The sequence below is a fragment of the Stenotrophomonas sp. YJH_SMC_101-4 genome (assembly GCF_059370395.1).
The window spans coordinates 206,668-223,976 of sequence record NZ_JCAFTP010000006.1 but is presented as its reverse complement, the minus strand read 5'-3'; the positions used below and the strand labels follow the sequence as shown (position 1 = coordinate 223,976).

Here is a 17,309-nt window from a genome sequence, read left to right as displayed (position 1 = left end):
ACCGCGCTAGGATGCGTTCGCAGCTTCCCGTCATCGCCTGGAGCCGGACGCATGCGCCGTAGACCACTCGCCATGATCTTCTGCAGTGCCCTGCTGCTGGCAACGCCGGCAATTTCCCACGATGCAGAAGGCACGACGTCTGCGCGCCTGCCCGATACCCCCCTGCCCGCACCGCTGGATCGCGTACTGCGCGATTACGAGCAGGCGTGGCGCACCGGTGATGCCAAGGCACTGGCTGCACTGTTCGCCGAAGATGGCTTTGTGCTGCAGAGCAACCAGCCGCCGGTGCGCGGCCGCAGCGTGATCGAAGCGGCGTATGCCGGCCAGGGCGGCAGCCCATTGCGGCTGCGTGCGTTGGCGTACGCGGTGGAGGGGAACACGGGCTACGTCATCGGTGCGTACAGCTACGGCAACAAGGTGGGGGATACCGGCAAGTTCACGCTCACGTTGAAGCGCGTGGGTGATGGGCCGTGGTTGATCTTCTCGGACATGGACAACAGCAACGCGCGGCCGCGCGCGCGGTGATGAATGCCGCCGGGCATGGCCCGGCGCTACCGGGCACCAACCAAGGTTGGCAGCTACCAGAAGCGGGTTCCGTCCTGGATCCACGCTATGCGTGGATGGGGCGCGCACAGAAAACCCCGGCGCGTGGCCGGGGTTTTCGATTCACTTGAACAGCGTGTCCGGGTATTCCGGTTTCTGTTCCCGCGCCAGCAGTGCGCGCAGGCCTTCCTCCGGCGTCTGCTCGCCGTGCAGCACGGCGCGCACGCGGTCGGAGATCGGCAGGTCGATGCCATGGCGGCGTGCCTGTCGCATCACTTCGTCGGCGGTCTGCACCGACTCGACCACCTGGCCGATTTCGCGCACGGCATCCTGCAGCGTCTGGCCACGGCCCAGGGCCAGGCCCAGGCGGCGGTTGCGCGACAGGTCGCCGGTGCAGGTCAGCACCAGATCGCCCAGGCCAGCCAGGCCCATCAGCGTTTCCGGCTTGGCGCCGATGGCGGCGGCCAGGCGCAGCATCTCGTTGAGGCCACGCGTGATCAGGCCGGCACGGGCGTTCAGGCCCAACTGCATGCCATCGGCCACGCCGGTGGCAACGGCCAGCACGTTCTTCATCGCACCGCCCAGCTCGGCACCGACCATGTCGTCGCCGGTGTAGGCGCGGAACGCTGGGCCATGCATCGCTTCGGCCACCGTCTGCGCGAACTCGGGCACGTCGCCGTGCACGGTGATCGCGGTCGGCAGGCCCTGAGTCACTTCCTTGGCGAACGACGGGCCGGTGACCACGGCCAGCGGCACGTCCTCACCCAGCACTTCGCGCGCTACTTCATGCAGGAAGCGGCCCGAACCGGGCTCGAAGCCCTTGGTGGCCCAGGCCACGCCGGCACCGGCCGGGCGCAGCGGCGCCAGCGCACGCACGGTTTCACCGAAGGCGTGCGACGGGGTCACCACCAGGATCCAGGCCGCGCCCTCCACCGCCGACGCCAGGTCGGTGGTGGCACGCAGGCTGTCCGGCAACGGGATGCCCGGCAGGTAACGCGGGTTCTCGTGGCGCTGGTCGATGGCTTCGACCACGGCAGCGTCGCGCCCCCACAGCACGGTCGGGTGACCGTGCCGTGCGAGCAGGCTGGCCAGCGCGGTTCCCCAGGAACCGGCGCCAAGCACGGCGATCTTGTCAGCGGGAGTGCTCATCCGTGACGTCGCGGCAGGAATCAGGCGTTGCCAGCCGGCTCGGAGTCAGCCAGCGACGGTGCGTCGCCCTGCTCCTGGCGCTGGCGCAGGGTTTCTGCGTACAGGCCTTCGAAGTTGATCGGCTGCAGGAAGAACGGCGGGAAGCCGCCGGCCTGGATCAGGTCGCTGACCAGCTGGCGCACGTACGGGAACAGGATGTTCGGGCACTGGGTGCCGAGCAGCACGTCGATCGACTGCGGGTCCAGGCCGACCAGACCGAACACGCCGGCCTGCTTCACTTCGGCCACGTAGGCGGTGCGCTCACCGGCCTGGCAGGTCAGGGTCACGGCCAGCACGACTTCGAAGGCGTTCTCACCCAGGCGCTGCACCTGCTGGTTCAGGTTCAGCTGCAGCTCCGGCTGCACCTGGTCATTGAAGATGGTCGGAGCGTTCGGCGACTCGAAGGAGACGTCCTTGACGTAGATCTTCTCGACGGTGAAAGCGGGGCCGGTGGCGGCATCGACCGGCGCAGCGGCGCCGTTGGTGATCTCTTCGGACATTTCCAGTAACTCCAATGAATGCAATGAAAACGATGGTCGAACTACTGCGATGGGGGCGGGATCAGGCCCATACAAGGTCGGATCCGCCACCTGCGGCAATCAGTTGCGGCCCTTGACCAGCGGCAGCTCGGCCTGCTGCCAGGCGGGAATGCCGCCGTCGAGCACGTAGACCTTCTCGAAACCGGCCTTCTTCAGCGCCTTGGCGGCGGTTTCCGAAGCGTTGCCGCTGCGGCACACCAGCACCACCGGCGACTGCTTGGCGTTGGCCACCAGCTTGTTGTCCGGGCCGAAGGCACTGGCCTGGGCGTTGCGGCTGCCGGCAATGTGGCCCTTCTCGAAGTCACCGCTGGCCGACAGGTCGACCACCACCGTGCCGCCCGCGTTCATCAGCTGGGTCAGTTCGGCGGGCTTGATGCCCTTGAAGCCCCGGAACAGGCGGCGGATCTCGGTGACGATGATGGCCACGGTCAGGCCGACCAGGGCCGCGGACAGCATCGGGTTTCGGCCTGCAAAGGCCAGCAACTCTTCGTAATTCACTCAGGTCACGGGTCGATTAAGCGGGCGCCGATTGTCGCACAAGCCGGACGCGGCCCGTCACTGCCCCTTCCACAGGTCCGGCAGGCCGGCCGTCTGCCACCAGCGCTTGGCCTCGGCATCCCAGCGCCAGCGCTCGACCACCACCACGGTGCGTTCGGCCTGGGTGTTCTGGTTGATCACCCCGATTTCGACCCGGCGCTCGACCAGGCCACCGTCCAGCGAGGCGCTGCTGCGCTCGCGGTAGGACGACACGCGCAGCTGCGCGTAGCGGTTGAGCTCGAACTCGGTGGGCGGCTTTTCCTTGCGCAGCTTGGGGTCCAGATAGCCGATCGCATCGTCCATGCTGCCCCAGCGGATGGTGGCGCCGTAGGCGATCTGGGTCTCTTCCAGCAGCTTGCGCTGCTTGCGGCTGAGGTCGTCGGCCGACGCCACGGCGCTGACCAGCAGCAGGGAACACATCAGGAACTGGATGAGGCGGCGCATCGGTGGTTTCCCCAGAACGTCAGCCTGCCATCCTACCCTTTGGCGAAGGCAACGAAGCGACCGCTGAACTCGGCGGCAGGCTTGCCATCGGCACCGGGCTGGGTGGCGATGATGCTGATGCGGGCCTTGCGGCGCTGCCGGAAGGTGTTCAGGAAAGCATCCCAGCCGGTAACCTCGGCCGCTTCGGCATGGGCGTGCAGGTCTTCGTAGACCGGCGCCAGGTAGCGCAGGTTGCTGTCGGCCACGTAGACCTCGGCATCGTGGCCGGCCAGGCGCAGGCGCAGGCTGACCAGCGCCCAGCCAGACAGGGTCAGCACCGAGGCCAGGCTGCCACCGAAGGCGTTGCCCTTGTCGTTGACGTTGGCGGCCAGCGGCGCGGTGATGCGCAGCACGCCATCGGCATAGCCGTCGAGCTGGATCTGCATGGCGCGGACCGCCGGCATGCAGTCCAGCACGTCCTGCAGGGCGGCCAGCGAGGAAGTCAGAGCATCAACGGACATCGGAGCAGAGACCACGACAACGAAGGGCCCGCATAATGCAGGCAATGGCCGACCATACGATACCCACTGGCGCCGCCGGTTCCGAGCCGGGCTGGACCTTCATTTCGCTGCGACCGCAGGGCCAGAATTCCGCGCTGCGCCGCGCCGTTGCTGGGCTGGGCGGGCATGTGGTGGCCCTGCCGCCCTGGCGTCTGCAGCGCCTGAACGGCACGCCAGTGGTGCGTCAGCTGCAACGCACGCTGAACTGCGATCGGGTGGTGTTTACCAGTCCGGCCGCCGTTACTGCGGCCGCCACCCTGCTGCCACTGGCCGAAGCACAACGCAGCCCGTGGCTGACCGTGGGCGAAGGCACCGCGCGCGCGCTGCGGGCGCAGGGCGTCGCCGAGGTGCATGCACCGCAGCGGATGGACAGCGAGGGGCTGCTGGCGATGCCGGTGCTGGCCAACGTACAGGGCCTGTGCATCGGCCTGGTCACCGCCCCTGGCGGACGCGGCCTGATTGCCGCGCAACTGCAGGCGGCGGGCGCCACGATCGAACGCGCCGACGTCTACCAGCGCCGATTGCTGCGCCTGCCGCCCCGCACATTGGCTCGATTGGCGCATTCAGCGCAGCCGTGGGTGCTGGCGGTGAGCAGTGGCGAAGCGCTGCAGCATTTCTGGCAGCAGCTTCCGCCGGCATTGCAGCAACGCTTTCAGGCGCACGCCACCGTCGTCGTGGCCAGCGAACGGCTCGGCGAACAGGCGCACGCATTGGGGCTGCAACGCGTGGTGCGCGCGGCCGGGCCCACCACGGCACAACTGGTGGCCGCTGCACACGCCACGCTCACCGTCCCGGCAGCGACCTGAACAGGGACGTGGGTCACGCTTGCCGCTGTGGTCGGCAACAGTGATGCTGTGCACAACGCGGCCTGCCGGAACCTGACCGGCGACGTTGCCGACAAGGAAGCCCCATGAACGAGACTCCGCCCGTTTCCCCGCCCCGTCGACCTGTGCGCTGGCTGTTGCCGCTGGCCGGGGTGGTCGTGCTTGGCGTGGGCGGCTATGCCGGCTGGTACGTCTGGCAACAACAACAGCACGAACAGGAAGCGCAGGCACAGACCACGGCCGTGCAGCTGCAGGGCCTGCAGGCGACACTGGATGCATTGCGCCGCGACCAGCGCGCGACCAGCCAGCGCCTGCAGGATGCGGCGACCACCAACCGCGTGCTGCGCGATGAGATGCTGGGCCTTTCGCAGCGCAGTGCATTGCTGGAAGAGAACCTGGCCAAGCTGGCCGACAGCGCCAACCAGGGCCGCCAGGCGGTACAGCGCGATGAGGCCGAGCTGCTGTTGACCCAGGCGGCACAGCGACTGAACTACGCCGACGACGTGGAAGGCGCACGCCGCCTGTATGCACAGGCCGCCACCGCGTTGGCCGATCTGCCCGACAGCGACGGCCTGAATCTGCGCCACGCCCTGGTGCAGGAGCGCGATGCACTGGATTCCCTTGGTGCCGGCCCGCGCGCGCAATCGCTGCAGCGCCTGGATAGCCTGGCCAAAGCCCTGCAGGGCCTGCCCTCGCAGGTAACAGGCGACAGCGCGCCCGACGCCGGCAAAACCTGGTGGCAGGCCACGCTGGCCCCGTTCGTGGACATCAGCCCCAGCCGCCAGAACGGTCCGCTGACCGCCGCCGAGCGCCGCAATGCAGACGATGCACTGCAACTGGAACTGACCCTGGCGCGCGCCGCGATCGAACGTGGCGACCGCACCGGCCGCGATACTGCGCTGGCACGCGTGGAGCATTGGGCGCAACGGCGCTGGCCGGATTCACCGGCCCTGCGCGCGCAACGTGCTGAACTGAAGGCCTTGCGCGAGCTTCCGCTGCAGGCCAGCAACGCTGTTCTTGGCAGCACCCTGCAGCAGCTGCGTACCCAGACCGACCGGAGGTAATCCCACATGAAACCCCTGCAATCCCTGGTCGTGCTGTTGCTGGCCGTGGCCATCGGCGTGGTTGCCGCGCAATGGCTCGGCGCCGATGACCTCAACCGCTTCGGCGAAGTGACACTGCGCTACGGCGGCTACGACTACCACAGCAACCTGCCCAAGGTGGCGCTGCTGTCGGTGATCGCGGTGCTGGTACTGTGGCTGCTGTGGAGCCTGATCGCTGCACCGTTCCGCGCCTGGGGCCGCTACCGCCGCAAGCAGGGCCGGGTGCGCCTGATCGACGGCCTGCAGGCCTATGAGCACGGCCAGTGGCAGCGTGCCGAGAAGCTGCTGGACGGCGCCGCCAAGGATCCGGAAGTGAGCGCGGTGGCGCTGGCCAACGCCGTGCGCAGTGCGCAGGCGCGTGCCGACGGCCCCGCCGGTGAAGCGCTGCTGCAGCGCCTGGGCGAAAGCGATGCCACCCTGCAGGCGCTGCTGCGCGCCGAACAGCTGCTGGCGCGCGATCTGCCGGTGGATGCAATCAACGCATTGGACGTGGCGGCGATCCAGCCGCTGCCGCCGCGCGGCCTGTGGCTGCGCACCGAAGCACTGGCACAGGCGGGCCGCGCCCACGAGGCGTATGGCCAGCTGGGTGCACTGCGCCAGAGCAAGGTGCTGCCGGCCGACGCCAACAGCGAACTGGAAGCACGCCTGGCCGCACAGGCGCTGCTGGAAGCGGCCGACGTCAACGCGCTGGCCGCGCAGTGGGAAGCCACGCCGAAGGCGCTGCGCCCCACCCCGGACGTGGTCGGCGCGTATGCCAGCCGCGCGGTGGCCCTGAACTGGGATGAGCCGGCGCTGCTGGCGCTGGAACAGGCCCTGGACCATCGCTGGGACGACGAACTGGTGGCGCTGTATGGCCGCCTGCCGGCCGAGCGCCTGGCCACCCGCCAGAGCAACCTGGCGCGCTGGCGCAACGTGCATGACGAGTCGGCCGCGCTGCGCCTGGCACAGGGCCGCGTGGCCCTGGCCCAGCAGCAGTGGGATGCCGCCGATGCGTTCCTGCATGAGGCCATCGCCGCCGGCGCTGGTGCTCCTGCGTGGGAAGCACTGGGTGAGCTGTTCGCGCAGCGTGGCGAGCACGCGCTGGCCGCGCAATGCCTGGCCAATGCGCTGCGACTGCAGCGCGGCGAGGACAGCGTGGAGCTGGTGCGCGGCATTGAAGCACCTGCACGCGCCACGGTGGAAGAGCAGCCCATCACGGTGCAGCCGCCGGTGTATGACGCCAACGAAGAGCGCGACGAATTCGGTAATCCGCGGTTGCCGTGAAGCGTGCCGACCAACGGTCGGCACTCACCAGAGCAAGAAAAAACGCCGCCCATTGGGCGGCGTTTTCATGTGTGGAACCCGGTAGTCGCCAACCTTGGTTGGCGTGCGGTCGCAACAATCAGCGTTCGACGATCGCCACCACGCCCATGCCGCCGGCGGTGCAGATCGACACCAGCGCGCGGCCGCCGCCGCGTTCGGCCAGCTGCTTGGCGGCCGTAGCAATCACGCGGGCGCCGGTGGCAGCGAACGGGTGGCCGGTGGCCAGCGACGAACCCAGCAGGTTGATCTTGTCCGGGTCGATGCGGCCCATCGGTGCATCCAGGCCCAGGCGGTTGCGGCAGTAATCCTCGCTCTCCCACGCACGCAGGGTGCACAGCACCTGCGCGGCGAAGGCTTCGTGGATCTCGTAGATGTCGAAGTCCTGCAGGGTCAGGCCATTGCGCTTGAGCATCTCCGGCACAGCCACGGTCGGTGCCATCAGCAGGCCTTCACCATGCACGAAATCAACGGCCGAGACGTGGGCATCACGCAGGTACGCCTGCGGTTCGTGGCCGTGTGCGCGGGCCCATTCCTCGCTGGCCAGCAGCACCGCGGCAGCGCCATCGGTGAGCGGGGTGGAATTGGCTGCGGTCAGGGTGCCGCGGCCGGAGACCTTGTCGAAGGCCGGCTTCAGCGTGGCGAGCTTTTCCAGCGAGGTATCCGGGCGCAGGATGTTGTCGCGCTCGACGCCACGGAACGGTGCGATCAGGTCGTTGAAGAAGCCACGCTCATAGGCGGCAGCCAGCTTCTTGTGCGACGACACCGCCCACTCGTCCTGCGAGTCGCGCGAGATGTTCCATTCCTTGGCCATGTCCTCGCAATGGTCACCCATGCTCTTGCCGGTGCGCGGCTCGGCCACGCCCGGGAACTCGGGCTTCAGTTCGGAGAACTTGAAGCCGGCGGTGAGCGCACGGATCTTGTCGCCGGTGCTCTTGGCACGGTTGGCGGCCAGCAGGCGCGCGCGCAGCTTCTTGCCGTAGACGATCGGCACGTCGGAGGTGGTGTCCGAACCACCGCCGATGCCCGATTCGATCTGGCCCAGCGCGATCTTGTTGGCGACGGTGATGATGCTGTCCAGCGAGGTGCCGCAGGCGCGCTGCAGGGTGATGCCCGGGGTCAGCGGCGACAGGCCGGAGGACAGCGTGGCTTCGCGGCCCAGGTTCCAGTCGCTGGAGTGCTTGATCACCGCACCCATCGCCACTTCACCCAGCTGCTGGCCGTGCAGGCCGAAACGTTCGACCAGCGCGCCCAGCGTACGGACCGACATGCCGAGGTTGCCGACATCCGAATACGCGGTGTTCTGGCGGCAGAACGGAATGCGGACGCCACCGAGGATGGCGACGGGACGAGCGTTGGGCATGGAGATACCTGGCATGGATGAGGGTGTCTGCAACATGGCCTGCACGGCGGAGCAGGCATAATGGAGCCAAGTGTAGCTGCCGCCCTGTGATGGGCCAACCGTGGAACCATGAGCAAACCCGACCCCGCGATGAATGCCCTTGGCGTGCTGGCCCTGGAACTGGCCGGCGGCGAAATCCCCCGCCAGGCGGTACTCAGCGCCGAACAGGCCGGTGAACTGGCCGATCGCGTCGGCCGCGACCTGTCCAAGCTGGTGCCGCAGGTGGCCGAGCTGGACCTGGTGTTCGCCGCCGCCCATTTCGACCCGGCCGAAGTGCTGCGCCCGGGCTGGCCGATCCATCGCCGGCTGGAAGAACTGCAGATGCGTGCGCCGGGCCGCAACCAGGGCCCGCGCCTGCTGGCGTTCGGTACCGACGCCCAGGGTGACGTGCCGCTGCCGTTCCAGGCCGATGCCAGCCTGGTGGGTGGTGGCCTGCGTGTGGTGCCGTTCCTGCTGGCCGGCAGTGACGTGGCCACCACCAATGCGGTGGCCGAGGCGCTGGAAGATACGCTGCTGGCCAACGGCATGGCCCATGCCGACACCGCGTTGATGGCGCAGAACACCTTTGGTGCCCGCATCGAGCACGCACGCTACTTCACCGTGAACGATCTGGCCGCGATGATGTCGATGCAGTACGACAACCAGGGCCTGGCCGCGCTGTGGCCGCTGATCGAGACGGCGATCATGGCGCCGGGTGAGGACGAATGGCTCAACGCCGCACCCGAGCCGCTGCTGCGTTACACCCACGGCGAGGCACGCATGGCGCTGTTCGACCCGGCCGGCTGGTGCGCGCACTACAACCACAGCAACAACGACTGCGATCGCCTGAAGGGCATCTACGAGCAGTTCCTGATGCGCCAGCGGCAGATGGCGGCGGTGCTGGAAGCGCACGGCGTGCCGGTGCTGTTCGTGCACTGCGAGGCAGGGCAGGACGCGCGCGAGCTGCTGGCGCGCTGATCTGCGGATGCGCGCCGCCGGGCATGGCCCGGCGCTACCGTGCAATTGCGTTTCGCCGGGGCGCGACCGCCGTGCGTATTGCTGTAGAGCCGAGCCCATGCTCGGCTCAGGCCGCCGGAAGCACAGCCGAGCATGGGCTCGGCTCTACAGAAAGCGATGCAAATAAAAACGCCGGCTTGCGCCGGCGTTTTCCGTTTCCAGCAAAAGCGCCCTTACGGGGCCTTCTGGATCACCGCACATGCCAGGCGCGCGCCGGCGTTGCCGGTCGGCTGGGTCTTGTAGTCGTCCGCGTCGGCGTGGACGATCAGGCCACGGTCGATGATGTCGAAGTCATCACCCTTGCCGATGTTGACGTTGCTCGACACCGGGCCGTCGATGGTGGCCACGCCCTTGTCGTCGGCCTTGATGTTGGGCATGTCGCCACCGTGGTGCGGATCAGCGGACACGCTGCCGTGATCCTGCTTGCCCGGGTTGAAGTGGCCACCGGCGCTCATGCCGTCCGGGGCGCTGCAGTCGCCCTTCTCGTGGATGTGGAAGCCGTGCTCGCTGCCCGGCTTCAGGCCGCTGATCTGGCCGGTCACGTGGACCTTGCCGTCAACCACCTTGAAGGTGACGCTGCCCTTGGTCTCGTTACCCTGGGTCGGTGCCAGTTCGGCGGTGGCGGTGGCATCGGTGGCCGCTGCAGCGGCCGGCGCCGGCGTTGCGGCCGGTTCGGTGGTGGCGCCGTCGGCCGGTGCGGCCGGCGGGGTTTCAGCCTGCGGCGCGGCCGGCTGCTGGTTGCAGGCCGCCAGGCCCAGTGCAGCAATGGCTGCGAACAGCGACGTGTGGATCAAACGCATGGAATCTCTCCCTGGATGATGCCTGCAGTGATCAGCGGACAACCCGGATCACGCCACAGGCGATGCGGACGCCGGCATTGCCGGCGGGCTGGCTGCGATAGTCGTCGGCGTTGGCATGCACGACCAGTGCACGTCCGGCGATATCGGTGGCGGCGCCTCCGCCAAGGGTAACGCCCTTGAGGTGGATATCGACGTTGGCGCGGCCCTGGGCGTCGGCACGCAGATTGTCCATGTCGCCCAGGTGGTGCTTGCCGGTGCCGGCGCGGCCATGCGCAGCGCCACCGGGATTGAAGTGATTGCCGGCACTGCTGGCATCCACCGCGCTGCAGTCGCCACGCTCATGGATGTGGAAGCCGGCCTGCTGCATCGGCTGCAGGCCACCGATCAGGCCGGTGATGTGGAGGCCACCGGGCTCCACCATCAGCGCGATGCGACCACTGACGATACTGGCCGAGGCCGGCGAGAGATTGGCCTCGGCCTGTTTCGCGGCGCTGACCACGGTCGGTGGTGGCGGGGTGGGCTCGGCCTTCTTCGGCGCGCTGCCACAGGCAGACAGCAGCACGGCGGCGGACAACGGCAGGATGGCAAAGGACAGACGCATCGAAGACTCCTTGCAGGTGACACTACGGACGGCATCGTCCATGAACGATCAACGGTTCGGCAAGCGGGCGCGAGGATCGCGTGCAGGGACCGTTCAATGGCCCCCGCGGCGGCGGCCAGCGCCCAGCTTGCGGGTAAGGGTATTGCGGCCCAGGCCCAGGCGGGCAGCGGCTTCGGCACGACGGCCATGGGTGATCTGCAGCGCGGCCTCCAGCAGGGCATGGTCGACCCGCTCACGCACCTGCGCGTGCAACCCTTCCACGCCTTCGGCCAGCTGACGGCGTGCCCATTCGGCCAGCAGCGCTTCCCACTGGCCGGGATCGGCACCGCTGGTGCTGCCGCGACGGCCGCGCGTGCGGTTCAGCGCGGTATCGACGTCTGCCACGCCGATGGTGTCGGCGGCGGCCAACGCCGCCATCCGCCAGCACACGTTTTCCAGTTCGCGCACGTTGCCCGGCCAGTCGTGTTCGCGCAGCGCCTGCAGTGCGGCAGCGGTCAGGCGCTTCGGCGGCGTATCCAGCTTGCGCGCGGCGGCGGCCAGGAAGGTGCTGGCCAGTTGCGCGATGTCCTCGCGGCGCTCACGCAGCGGCGGCAGCTGCAGGCGCACCACGTCCAGGCGGTGCAGCAGGTCGGCGCGGAACTTTCCCTGTGCAACCAGGCCTTCCAGATCCTGGTGGGTGGCGGCGACCACGCGCACATCGACGCGGATCAGCTCGCGGCCACCCACGCGGAAGAACTCGCCCTGCGCCAGCACGCGCAGCAGGCGCGTCTGCAGCGGCAGCGGCATGTCGCCGATCTCATCCAGGAACAGCGTGCCGCCGTCGGCCTGTTCGAAGCGGCCGATATGGCGGCGCTGCGCGCCGGTGAAGGCACCAGCCTCGTGGCCGAACAACTCGCTTTCCAGCAGCTCGGACGGGATTGCAGCGGTATTGAGCGCGACGAACGGCCCCTGCGCGCGCGGCGATTCGCGATGCAGCGCATTGGCCACCAGCTCCTTGCCGGTGCCGGTCTCGCCGGTGATCAGCACCGCCAGCGGCGCCTGCGCCAGGCGGCCGATGGCACGGAACAGCGCGCGCATCGGCGGGGTATCGCCCACCAGTTGCGGCGGTTGGTCGCTATGCGCTTCCGCCGCAGGTGTGGGCGCCGCCAGTGCCGGCGCAATTGCCGGCAGCACACGCTGTGCCAGCGCCACCGCGTCGTCCAGGTCGAACGGTTTGGACAGGAATTCATGCGCGCCACCACGGAACGCACCGGCCGTGCTGGCCACATCGGTATAGGCCGACATCACCACCACCGGCAGCTGCGGCAATGCGGCTTTCAGCTTGTCCAGCAGCACCAGGCCGTCGTCGCCGGGCATGCGCACGTCGGTGAACAGCAGCGCCGGCGGTGGGCCCTCGTTCAACGCCTGCAACGCGGGCGCAGCGCTGTCGAAATCGACGACCTGGTAGCCCGCCTCGCGCAGCGCGGTGCACAGCACGAAGCGCACGGCACGATCGTCATCGACCACCCAGATGCGCTGCGGGGACGAAGAAGACTCAGACATCGCGCGGGGCCTCCTCGGCCGGGGCGGTGCCACTGACGATCGGCAGCAGCAGGGTGAACACGGTATGGCCCGGGCGCGAGCGGTAGGTCAGCGTGCCGCGGTGCTCGCGCGCCACCTGCTGGGCCAGCGCCAGGCCCAGGCCAGTGCCTTCGGCGCGGCCACTGACCAGCGGCAGGAACAGGTGCTCGGCCAGTTCCTCGGGTACACCACGGCCGTCGTCGGCAATTTCCAGGCGCAACGCCAGCGTGTGCAGCTGCTCGGCGATGCGCACGCCATGCTCCACGCGGGTACGCAGGGTGATGTTGCCGGCACCGGCCTGGATCGCGTTGCGCACCAGGTTCCACACCGCCTGGGTGAGGCGGTCGGCGTCGCCATGGAATTCGGGAATGCTGGGGTCGTAGTCGCGCTGCAGGCGTACCGCCCAGCCGGCCTCGTTCTCGGCCAGTCGCAGCACGCGCTCAAGCGCGGCATGGATGTTCAGTTCGGCATGCGGCGCGGCCGGGGCCGGCGACAGCAGCTGGTCGAGCAGGCCGTTGAGGCGCTCGATCTCCGAGCCGATCAGTTCGATCAGCTCGCGTTCGCTGGCATCGCGCTGGGCCGCGCGGCGGGCCAGCAGCTGGGCCGCGCCCTTCAGCCCGGCCAGCGGGTTGCGCAGCTCGTGGGCCAGCCCCTTCAGCGCTGCACTGAGCGCGCTGGGCAGGGCCTGGGTCGGGTCCAGCCCGGGAAATTCATCGACCGGATGCGCTTCCAGCAGCCAGCCGCCATCGTCGCGGCGGCTCATCCAGCCCTCAGCGAAGCGCGGGGCCTCGCCGGGCACCGCCAGCGCCAGCCGGTTCAGGCGCAGGCTGTCGCGTTCATCGCGGGCCAGGAAATGGGCCAGTGCCTCGCCCTGGACTTCCAGTGCGGCCAGCGGCCGACCCAACAGGCGCCGGACGCTGACGCCCAGCCAGCGGGCGAAAGCCGGATTGCAGCCGGCAATGCAGCCATCGGCCCCGGCCCAGGCCAGCGGCGTGCCGAGGGCATCAAGGGACGGCGGGGGTGCGGGGTCGGACATTGCACCAATGTAGTGCAAAACGTGGGCTCTGACCCCTGCCGCAGGTCGAGCAGGCTCGACCACTACCGGGTGCGTGGCCGATTACAGCTTCATGTTCAGGCCGATGAACACGCTGCGGCCCGGGGCAGGCGAGAACATCGGGCGGGCGCTGTCCCAGAAGAAGCTGTCGTACCAGGCGTAGGCGTACTCGCGGCCGGTGACGTTCTTCAGCTGCAGGTCCACGCTCCAGCGCGGGTTGATCTGGTACGCGGCGCTGAGGTCGAGCACGGCGAAGCCTCCGAACTTGCCGGCCGCGTTGCGCTCTTCCAGGTAGTAATCGCCCTGTGCACGCGCCTGCAGGCCCAGCCGCAGCGCATCAGTGGCGCGGTAGTCCACGCCCAGATTGCTGATGTGGCGCGGGGTGGCGGCCACTTCGCGGCCCTGCAGGGAAACGCTGGCATCGCGGTCGTCGCGGGTGATCTTCGCTTCCTGGTAGGCGTGCGAGGCCCAGACCGTCCAGTCGTCGCCCATCTGCAGGCTCAGCTGCGCATCCACGCCGCGTCGGCGGGTCTTGCCCAAGGTGACCGTCGTACCGGTAGCCGGCATGTTGGATACCTCGTTCTCCGCATCCTGCTGCCACACCGCCAGGCGTGCCTGGCTGCCGGCAAACGGCTGGAATTTCAGGCCCAGCTCCGTGCCGGTGTTGGTGGACGGCTGCATCGGCGCCTGCCCCGGGGTGAGGTAGGCCGGTGCGGTGGAGCCGGTCAGTACCTGGAAGGTGCGGCCCCAGTTCGCGTAGACGTGGGTGGTCTGGCCCAGGCTGTGGATGACGCTCAGCTTGGGCTGGCCGATCGTGCCGTAGTCCTGCAGGCGGCCGCTGATCCCGCTCATCAGGTGCGTGCTACCACTGAAGCGGTCGATACGGTAGGCCGGCACGATCTTCCACGCCTCGCCGGGCTGGTAGATGGCCTGCACGTAGGCACCCCAGTTGTCGAAGCTGTGGCGGTCGTTGTTCTGCACGCGCGCCGGTGCCTGGCTGAAATCGGTGGGTTCGGCGTAGGCGTAGCGCTCGCGGACGTAGCCGTTGTCCTGCTGCTCGTAGTTCAGGCCGCCTTCGACGGTAAGCGCGGGGCTGGCCTGCCAGGTGAGCGTGCTGAGCAGGCCGGTCTGGCGCTCATCCCACACGCGGCGCTGGCGCGGCAGGTTGCCGGTGGGCAGGTCGCTGAATGTCACGCGGCGGTCGTCTTCGTAGCGGTTGTAGTACAGCCGCGTGCCGAAGGTGAGCGCGTCGGACAGCTTCAGGTCCACGTGCGCGGCGATCTGCCGCATGTCGCGGTCATCGCCATCGTTGCCGTTGCGCAGGTCGCTGCCACGACGATGCGTGCGCAGTTCGTCGGCCGTCATGAAGCCGGGTTCGTCCGCTTCGTGGTGGTAGGCGCGCGCGATCAGGCCCACGCGCAGGCCGTTGTCCAGCGACCCGTAGAACCATTTGCCACCCAGCGAATACTTCTTCGAGGTGTCGTGGTCGCGGTACCCATCGCTGGCCTGGGTGCCGACGAAGTAGTTCTGCGCGAAGCCATTGCTTTCGCGGCCGATCGCCAGCTGCGCATCGCGGGTGTTGTAGCTGCCGTAGGCCAGCCGCGCATCGGTGTAGTTGCCGCCCTGGCGCGTACCGAAGTTCACGTTGCCGCCGATGTTGTGCAGGCCGTAGCGCGGATCGTTGGTTCCGCGCACCACTTCGATGTAGCTGATCTCCAGCGGGAACAGCATGTCGATGAAGCGCTGGTTGCCGCTGTTGACGTTGCTGGGGATGCCGTCGATGAGGGTCTTGATGGCGTTGAGGTAGCCCTCGCCGTTGAAGGCGCGGAAGCTGACCTTGCCCGATTCGGCCCCCTGCCGGGTTTCGGTGAGCTGGATGCCGGGCATCTGCCCCAGCAGTTCCCAGCTGTGCGAGACGTTGCGGTCTTCGATCTGGTCCGCGCCCAGCACGTCCACCGAGGTCAGCACCTGGTGCGCGCTCAGTTGCCCCTCGCTGTGCTGGTGCACATCGACCTTGCCGAGGGTGAGCGCGGCGTCGGCGGACTGGGCGAATGCTTCAGGGGCGAACGGGGCGGCCGCGAGCGCGGCCACCAGCGTGGAGGTCTTCATGGGGGTGGAAGGGTGCGGATGAAATGTAATTCTATAACATTTCATGCGCCTGCCATGTAGAGTCGAGCCGTGCTCGACGGCTCCTGGCAAACAGCAGTCGAGCATGGCTCGACGCTGCAAAGGCGGGGGTGGAGCGGTGTTTACACCGGGTAGCCGGTGGCTTCCCTGGCCTTCTTCCAGGCGCTTTCGAATTCGCGCGCGGAGATTTCGTCGTCCTCGTCGAAATCCAGGAACGACACCGGCTGCTCGGCCAGCAGGAAGCGGTCGTCGCTGTGGGCATGCTCGTCGGCCCAGACCATCTTGGTGCCGTAGATTTCCACCTGGCGCACGATCTTCTCGCCGCGTGCTTCCATCAGCACGTTGCCCTTGCCCAAGCCCGATTCGGCCCAGTGCTTGTAGTACTTCTTTGCGGCGGATTTCGCGCCGGATCTTGCGTTGTGCTTTGCGTAGGTCATTGCGGAGGTCCTGGCCGCAGACGCGGCCGGAAAGTTCGGAATGGCGCCATTATCGCCCGACCTTGCAGCACGCAGGTGAGCGCTTCATTGGGCCGGCGCCGGCAACGCCACGCCCTTCGGCCACAGCATCCAGATGTTGCCCTTCTGCTTCATGTCACCGGCCAGCTTGCCGGCGGCATCGCCGCTGCCCCAGTACAGGTCGGCGCGCACTTCACCGGCGATGGCACCGCCGGTGTCCTGCGCGGCCACCGGGCGCACCACCGGGCTGCCGTCCGGGCGCGTGGTGGACAGCCACAGCAGGCTGCCCAGCGGCACCACGGTGCGGTCCACTGCCACGCTGTAACCGGCGGTGAGCGGCACGTTCAGTGAACCGCGTGGACCTTCCGGGCTGTCCGGGTTGCGCACGAAAAACACGTAGCTGGGATTGCTGCGCAGCAGTTCCGGCACGCGTGCGGGATTGGCTCGGGCCCAGGTGCGGATGGCGTCCATGGTGACGTCTTCCTTCTTCAGCTGGCCCTGGTCCACCAGCCAGCGACCGATGGCGCGGTACGGGTGGCCATTCTGTTCTGCATAGGCCAGCCGCACCTGCGTGCCATCGCCCAGTCGCACCCGGCCGGATCCCTGGATCTGCAGCAGCTGCAGGTCCATCGGATCAGTCAGCCAGGCCAGCACCGGCGCCTTGGCGCCCTTTGCCGCGATGGTGCCGGCGTCGTCATAGGGCTTGAGCACCTTGCCTTCGACGCGCCCGCGCAAACGCTTGCCCTTCAGTTCCGGGTAGAGGCTCTCCAGCTGCACCACCACCAGATCATCCGGCGTGCCGTACACCGGCACCGTGGCAGTGGCCGTGCGGGTGAGGCTGCCGGGATAGATCGGTTCGTAGTAGCCGGTAATGAGCCCGTCGGCCTGGTGGCCGCCGGCACGCAGTGCATAGACATCCAAATCGCGCTGCAGGAACTGGCGGATCGCGGCCGGGTCCTTGTCCGCCACCGTCGCGGCGGTGGCGCAGGGTCTGGCCCAGACTGCATCGTTCTTCAGGCGGGTGCAGCTGCTGCGCCAGGCAACGAAGCCGGCCTGCAGATCGCTGTCGGAGACCGGCGGCAGTGCGCTCCATGCGACCTTGGCGTAGGTGGCCGCCGGCGGTGTGACTGCCGTCGGCACTTCGGATCCGGTGCGGGGGGCGGTGGTGGAACAACCAGCAAGCACGGCAAGCGCAAGAAGACTCCAGCACGTGCGGTTGAAGGGGGCGATGAGGTCAGTCATTGCCCCAATGTAGTGCAATCGGGCGTGGCGCAGGACCGGGATCGCATCCTGCGCCA

18 protein-coding genes are annotated in these 17,309 nt (G+C 68.3%); 5 read left to right on the top strand and 13 right to left on the bottom strand.

All coding sequences use genetic code 11. The features are described 5' to 3' along the window. Positions 1–72 precede the first annotated feature (72 nt). Entirely contained in the window at positions 73–525 is a 453-nt protein-coding gene (locus AC5P8D_RS19590) for a YybH family protein (RefSeq protein ID WP_495203619.1), read from the top strand. 141 nt (positions 526–666) lie between these two features. Here the strand turns inward: AC5P8D_RS19590 and AC5P8D_RS19585 are convergent, their stop codons facing one another. From AC5P8D_RS19585 to AC5P8D_RS19565, 5 genes are all read right to left on the bottom strand, one after another. Then, positions 667–1,692: an NAD(P)H-dependent glycerol-3-phosphate dehydrogenase gene (locus AC5P8D_RS19585; RefSeq protein ID WP_010487166.1), complete on the bottom strand. Its 1,026-nt coding sequence runs from the start codon at positions 1,690–1,692 to the stop codon at positions 667–669. Positions 1,693–1,712: 20 nt separating this feature from the next. Next, on the bottom strand, positions 1,713–2,231 hold the full coding sequence (secB, locus tag AC5P8D_RS19580) for a protein-export chaperone SecB (RefSeq protein ID WP_004153553.1): 519 nt from the start codon (positions 2,229–2,231) through the stop codon (positions 1,713–1,715). A 99-nt stretch (positions 2,232–2,330) separates the two neighbouring features. After that, a complete protein-coding gene (locus tag AC5P8D_RS19575; protein ID WP_004153552.1) occupies positions 2,331–2,768 on the bottom strand; it encodes a rhodanese-like domain-containing protein in 438 nt (145 codons plus the stop codon). Between the two features lie 57 nt (positions 2,769–2,825). Further along, on the bottom strand, positions 2,826–3,251 hold the full coding sequence (locus AC5P8D_RS19570; protein WP_019338209.1) for a hypothetical protein: 426 nt from the start codon (positions 3,249–3,251) through the stop codon (positions 2,826–2,828). Positions 3,252–3,283: 32 nt separating this feature from the next. After that, positions 3,284–3,751, bottom strand: coding sequence for a YiiD C-terminal domain-containing protein (locus AC5P8D_RS19565; protein WP_043400743.1), 468 nt, complete (start codon positions 3,749–3,751; stop codon positions 3,284–3,286). Between the two features lie 35 nt (positions 3,752–3,786). Between AC5P8D_RS19565 and AC5P8D_RS19560 the strand changes: the two genes are divergently transcribed. The 3 genes from AC5P8D_RS19560 to AC5P8D_RS19550 all read left to right on the top strand — a co-directional run bounded on the left by AC5P8D_RS19560 (position 3,787) and on the right by AC5P8D_RS19550 (position 6,980). Next, the gene (locus tag AC5P8D_RS19560) at positions 3,787–4,596 is read left to right on the top strand and encodes a uroporphyrinogen-III synthase (RefSeq protein WP_049480462.1); all 810 of its coding nucleotides are present in this window, start codon (positions 3,787–3,789) and stop codon (positions 4,594–4,596) included. 104 nt (positions 4,597–4,700) lie between these two features. Then, a complete protein-coding gene (locus AC5P8D_RS19555; RefSeq protein ID WP_312386979.1) occupies positions 4,701–5,678 on the top strand; it encodes a uroporphyrinogen-III C-methyltransferase in 978 nt (325 codons plus the stop codon). Between the two features lie 6 nt (positions 5,679–5,684). Then, the gene (locus tag AC5P8D_RS19550) at positions 5,685–6,980 is read left to right on the top strand and encodes a heme biosynthesis HemY N-terminal domain-containing protein (protein WP_019338206.1); all 1,296 of its coding nucleotides are present in this window, start codon (positions 5,685–5,687) and stop codon (positions 6,978–6,980) included. Between the two features lie 118 nt (positions 6,981–7,098). Here the strand turns inward: AC5P8D_RS19550 and AC5P8D_RS19545 are convergent, their stop codons facing one another. Then, positions 7,099–8,394 carry an acetyl-CoA C-acetyltransferase gene (locus tag AC5P8D_RS19545; protein WP_029550824.1) on the bottom strand — a complete coding sequence of 432 codons (1,296 nt, stop codon included), beginning with the start codon at positions 8,392–8,394 and terminating at the stop codon, positions 7,099–7,101. A 93-nt stretch (positions 8,395–8,487) separates the two neighbouring features. Between AC5P8D_RS19545 and AC5P8D_RS19540 the strand changes: the two genes are divergently transcribed. Next, the gene (locus AC5P8D_RS19540) at positions 8,488–9,375 is read left to right on the top strand and encodes a hypothetical protein (RefSeq protein ID WP_053442350.1); all 888 of its coding nucleotides are present in this window, start codon (positions 8,488–8,490) and stop codon (positions 9,373–9,375) included. A gap of 212 nt (positions 9,376–9,587) precedes the next feature. Here the strand turns inward: AC5P8D_RS19540 and AC5P8D_RS19535 are convergent, their stop codons facing one another. The 7 genes from AC5P8D_RS19535 to mltA form a co-directional block, all read right to left on the bottom strand. After that, a complete protein-coding gene (locus AC5P8D_RS19535; protein ID WP_342787693.1) occupies positions 9,588–10,214 on the bottom strand; it encodes a superoxide dismutase family protein in 627 nt (208 codons plus the stop codon). A 31-nt stretch (positions 10,215–10,245) separates the two neighbouring features. After that, positions 10,246–10,815: a superoxide dismutase family protein gene (locus AC5P8D_RS19530; protein ID WP_010487189.1), complete on the bottom strand. Its 570-nt coding sequence runs from the start codon at positions 10,813–10,815 to the stop codon at positions 10,246–10,248. A gap of 93 nt (positions 10,816–10,908) precedes the next feature. After that, the gene (ntrC, locus tag AC5P8D_RS19525; protein WP_043400755.1) at positions 10,909–12,357 is read right to left on the bottom strand and encodes a nitrogen regulation protein NR(I); all 1,449 of its coding nucleotides are present in this window, start codon (positions 12,355–12,357) and stop codon (positions 10,909–10,911) included. Next, on the bottom strand, positions 12,350–13,411 hold the full coding sequence (locus tag AC5P8D_RS19520) for a two-component system sensor histidine kinase NtrB (RefSeq protein WP_029380135.1): 1,062 nt from the start codon (positions 13,409–13,411) through the stop codon (positions 12,350–12,352). The genes ntrC and AC5P8D_RS19520 overlap by 8 nt, the downstream gene beginning before the upstream one ends. An 81-nt stretch (positions 13,412–13,492) precedes the next feature. Next, positions 13,493–15,538, bottom strand: coding sequence for a TonB-dependent receptor (locus AC5P8D_RS19515; protein ID WP_495203584.1), 2,046 nt, complete (start codon positions 15,536–15,538; stop codon positions 13,493–13,495). A 140-nt stretch (positions 15,539–15,678) separates the two neighbouring features. Further along, complete coding sequence (locus tag AC5P8D_RS19510; RefSeq protein WP_043400761.1) at positions 15,679–15,993, bottom strand: hypothetical protein; 315 nt, start codon at positions 15,991–15,993, stop codon at positions 15,679–15,681. A gap of 84 nt (positions 15,994–16,077) precedes the next feature. After that, a complete protein-coding gene (mltA, locus tag AC5P8D_RS19505) occupies positions 16,078–17,253 on the bottom strand; it encodes a murein transglycosylase A (RefSeq protein WP_019336493.1) in 1,176 nt (391 codons plus the stop codon). Between the last annotated feature and the right edge of the window lie 56 nt (positions 17,254–17,309).

What these genes read in the sequence shown, in the direction of transcription:
- AC5P8D_RS19590 (WP_495203619.1), top strand. Translation starts at nt 73, where the DNA reads ATGATCTTCTGCAGTGCCCTGCTGCTGGCAACGCCGGCAATTTCCCAC.
- AC5P8D_RS19585 (WP_010487166.1), bottom strand. Translation starts at nt 1,692, where the DNA reads ATGAGCACTCCCGCTGACAAGATCGCCGTGCTTGGCGCCGGTTCCTGG.
- secB (WP_004153553.1), bottom strand. Translation starts at nt 2,231, where the DNA reads ATGTCCGAAGAGATCACCAACGGCGCCGCTGCGCCGGTCGATGCCGCC.
- AC5P8D_RS19570 (WP_019338209.1), bottom strand. Translation starts at nt 3,251, where the DNA reads ATGCGCCGCCTCATCCAGTTCCTGATGTGTTCCCTGCTGCTGGTCAGC.
- AC5P8D_RS19565 (WP_043400743.1), bottom strand. Translation starts at nt 3,751, where the DNA reads ATGTCCGTTGATGCTCTGACTTCCTCGCTGGCCGCCCTGCAGGACGTG.
- AC5P8D_RS19560 (WP_049480462.1), top strand. Translation starts at nt 3,787, where the DNA reads ATGCAGGCAATGGCCGACCATACGATACCCACTGGCGCCGCCGGTTCC.
- AC5P8D_RS19555 (WP_312386979.1), top strand. Translation starts at nt 4,701, where the DNA reads ATGAACGAGACTCCGCCCGTTTCCCCGCCCCGTCGACCTGTGCGCTGG.
- AC5P8D_RS19550 (WP_019338206.1), top strand. Translation starts at nt 5,685, where the DNA reads ATGAAACCCCTGCAATCCCTGGTCGTGCTGTTGCTGGCCGTGGCCATC.
- AC5P8D_RS19545 (WP_029550824.1), bottom strand. Translation starts at nt 8,394, where the DNA reads ATGCCAGGTATCTCCATGCCCAACGCTCGTCCCGTCGCCATCCTCGGT.
- AC5P8D_RS19540 (WP_053442350.1), top strand. Translation starts at nt 8,488, where the DNA reads ATGAGCAAACCCGACCCCGCGATGAATGCCCTTGGCGTGCTGGCCCTG.
- AC5P8D_RS19535 (WP_342787693.1), bottom strand. Translation starts at nt 10,214, where the DNA reads ATGCGTTTGATCCACACGTCGCTGTTCGCAGCCATTGCTGCACTGGGC.
- AC5P8D_RS19530 (WP_010487189.1), bottom strand. Translation starts at nt 10,815, where the DNA reads ATGCGTCTGTCCTTTGCCATCCTGCCGTTGTCCGCCGCCGTGCTGCTG.
- ntrC (WP_043400755.1), bottom strand. Translation starts at nt 12,357, where the DNA reads ATGTCTGAGTCTTCTTCGTCCCCGCAGCGCATCTGGGTGGTCGATGAC.
- AC5P8D_RS19520 (WP_029380135.1), bottom strand. Translation starts at nt 13,411, where the DNA reads ATGTCCGACCCCGCACCCCCGCCGTCCCTTGATGCCCTCGGCACGCCG.
- AC5P8D_RS19515 (WP_495203584.1), bottom strand. Translation starts at nt 15,538, where the DNA reads ATGAAGACCTCCACGCTGGTGGCCGCGCTCGCGGCCGCCCCGTTCGCC.
- AC5P8D_RS19510 (WP_043400761.1), bottom strand. Translation starts at nt 15,993, where the DNA reads ATGACCTACGCAAAGCACAACGCAAGATCCGGCGCGAAATCCGCCGCA.
- mltA (WP_019336493.1), bottom strand. Translation starts at nt 17,253, where the DNA reads ATGACTGACCTCATCGCCCCCTTCAACCGCACGTGCTGGAGTCTTCTT.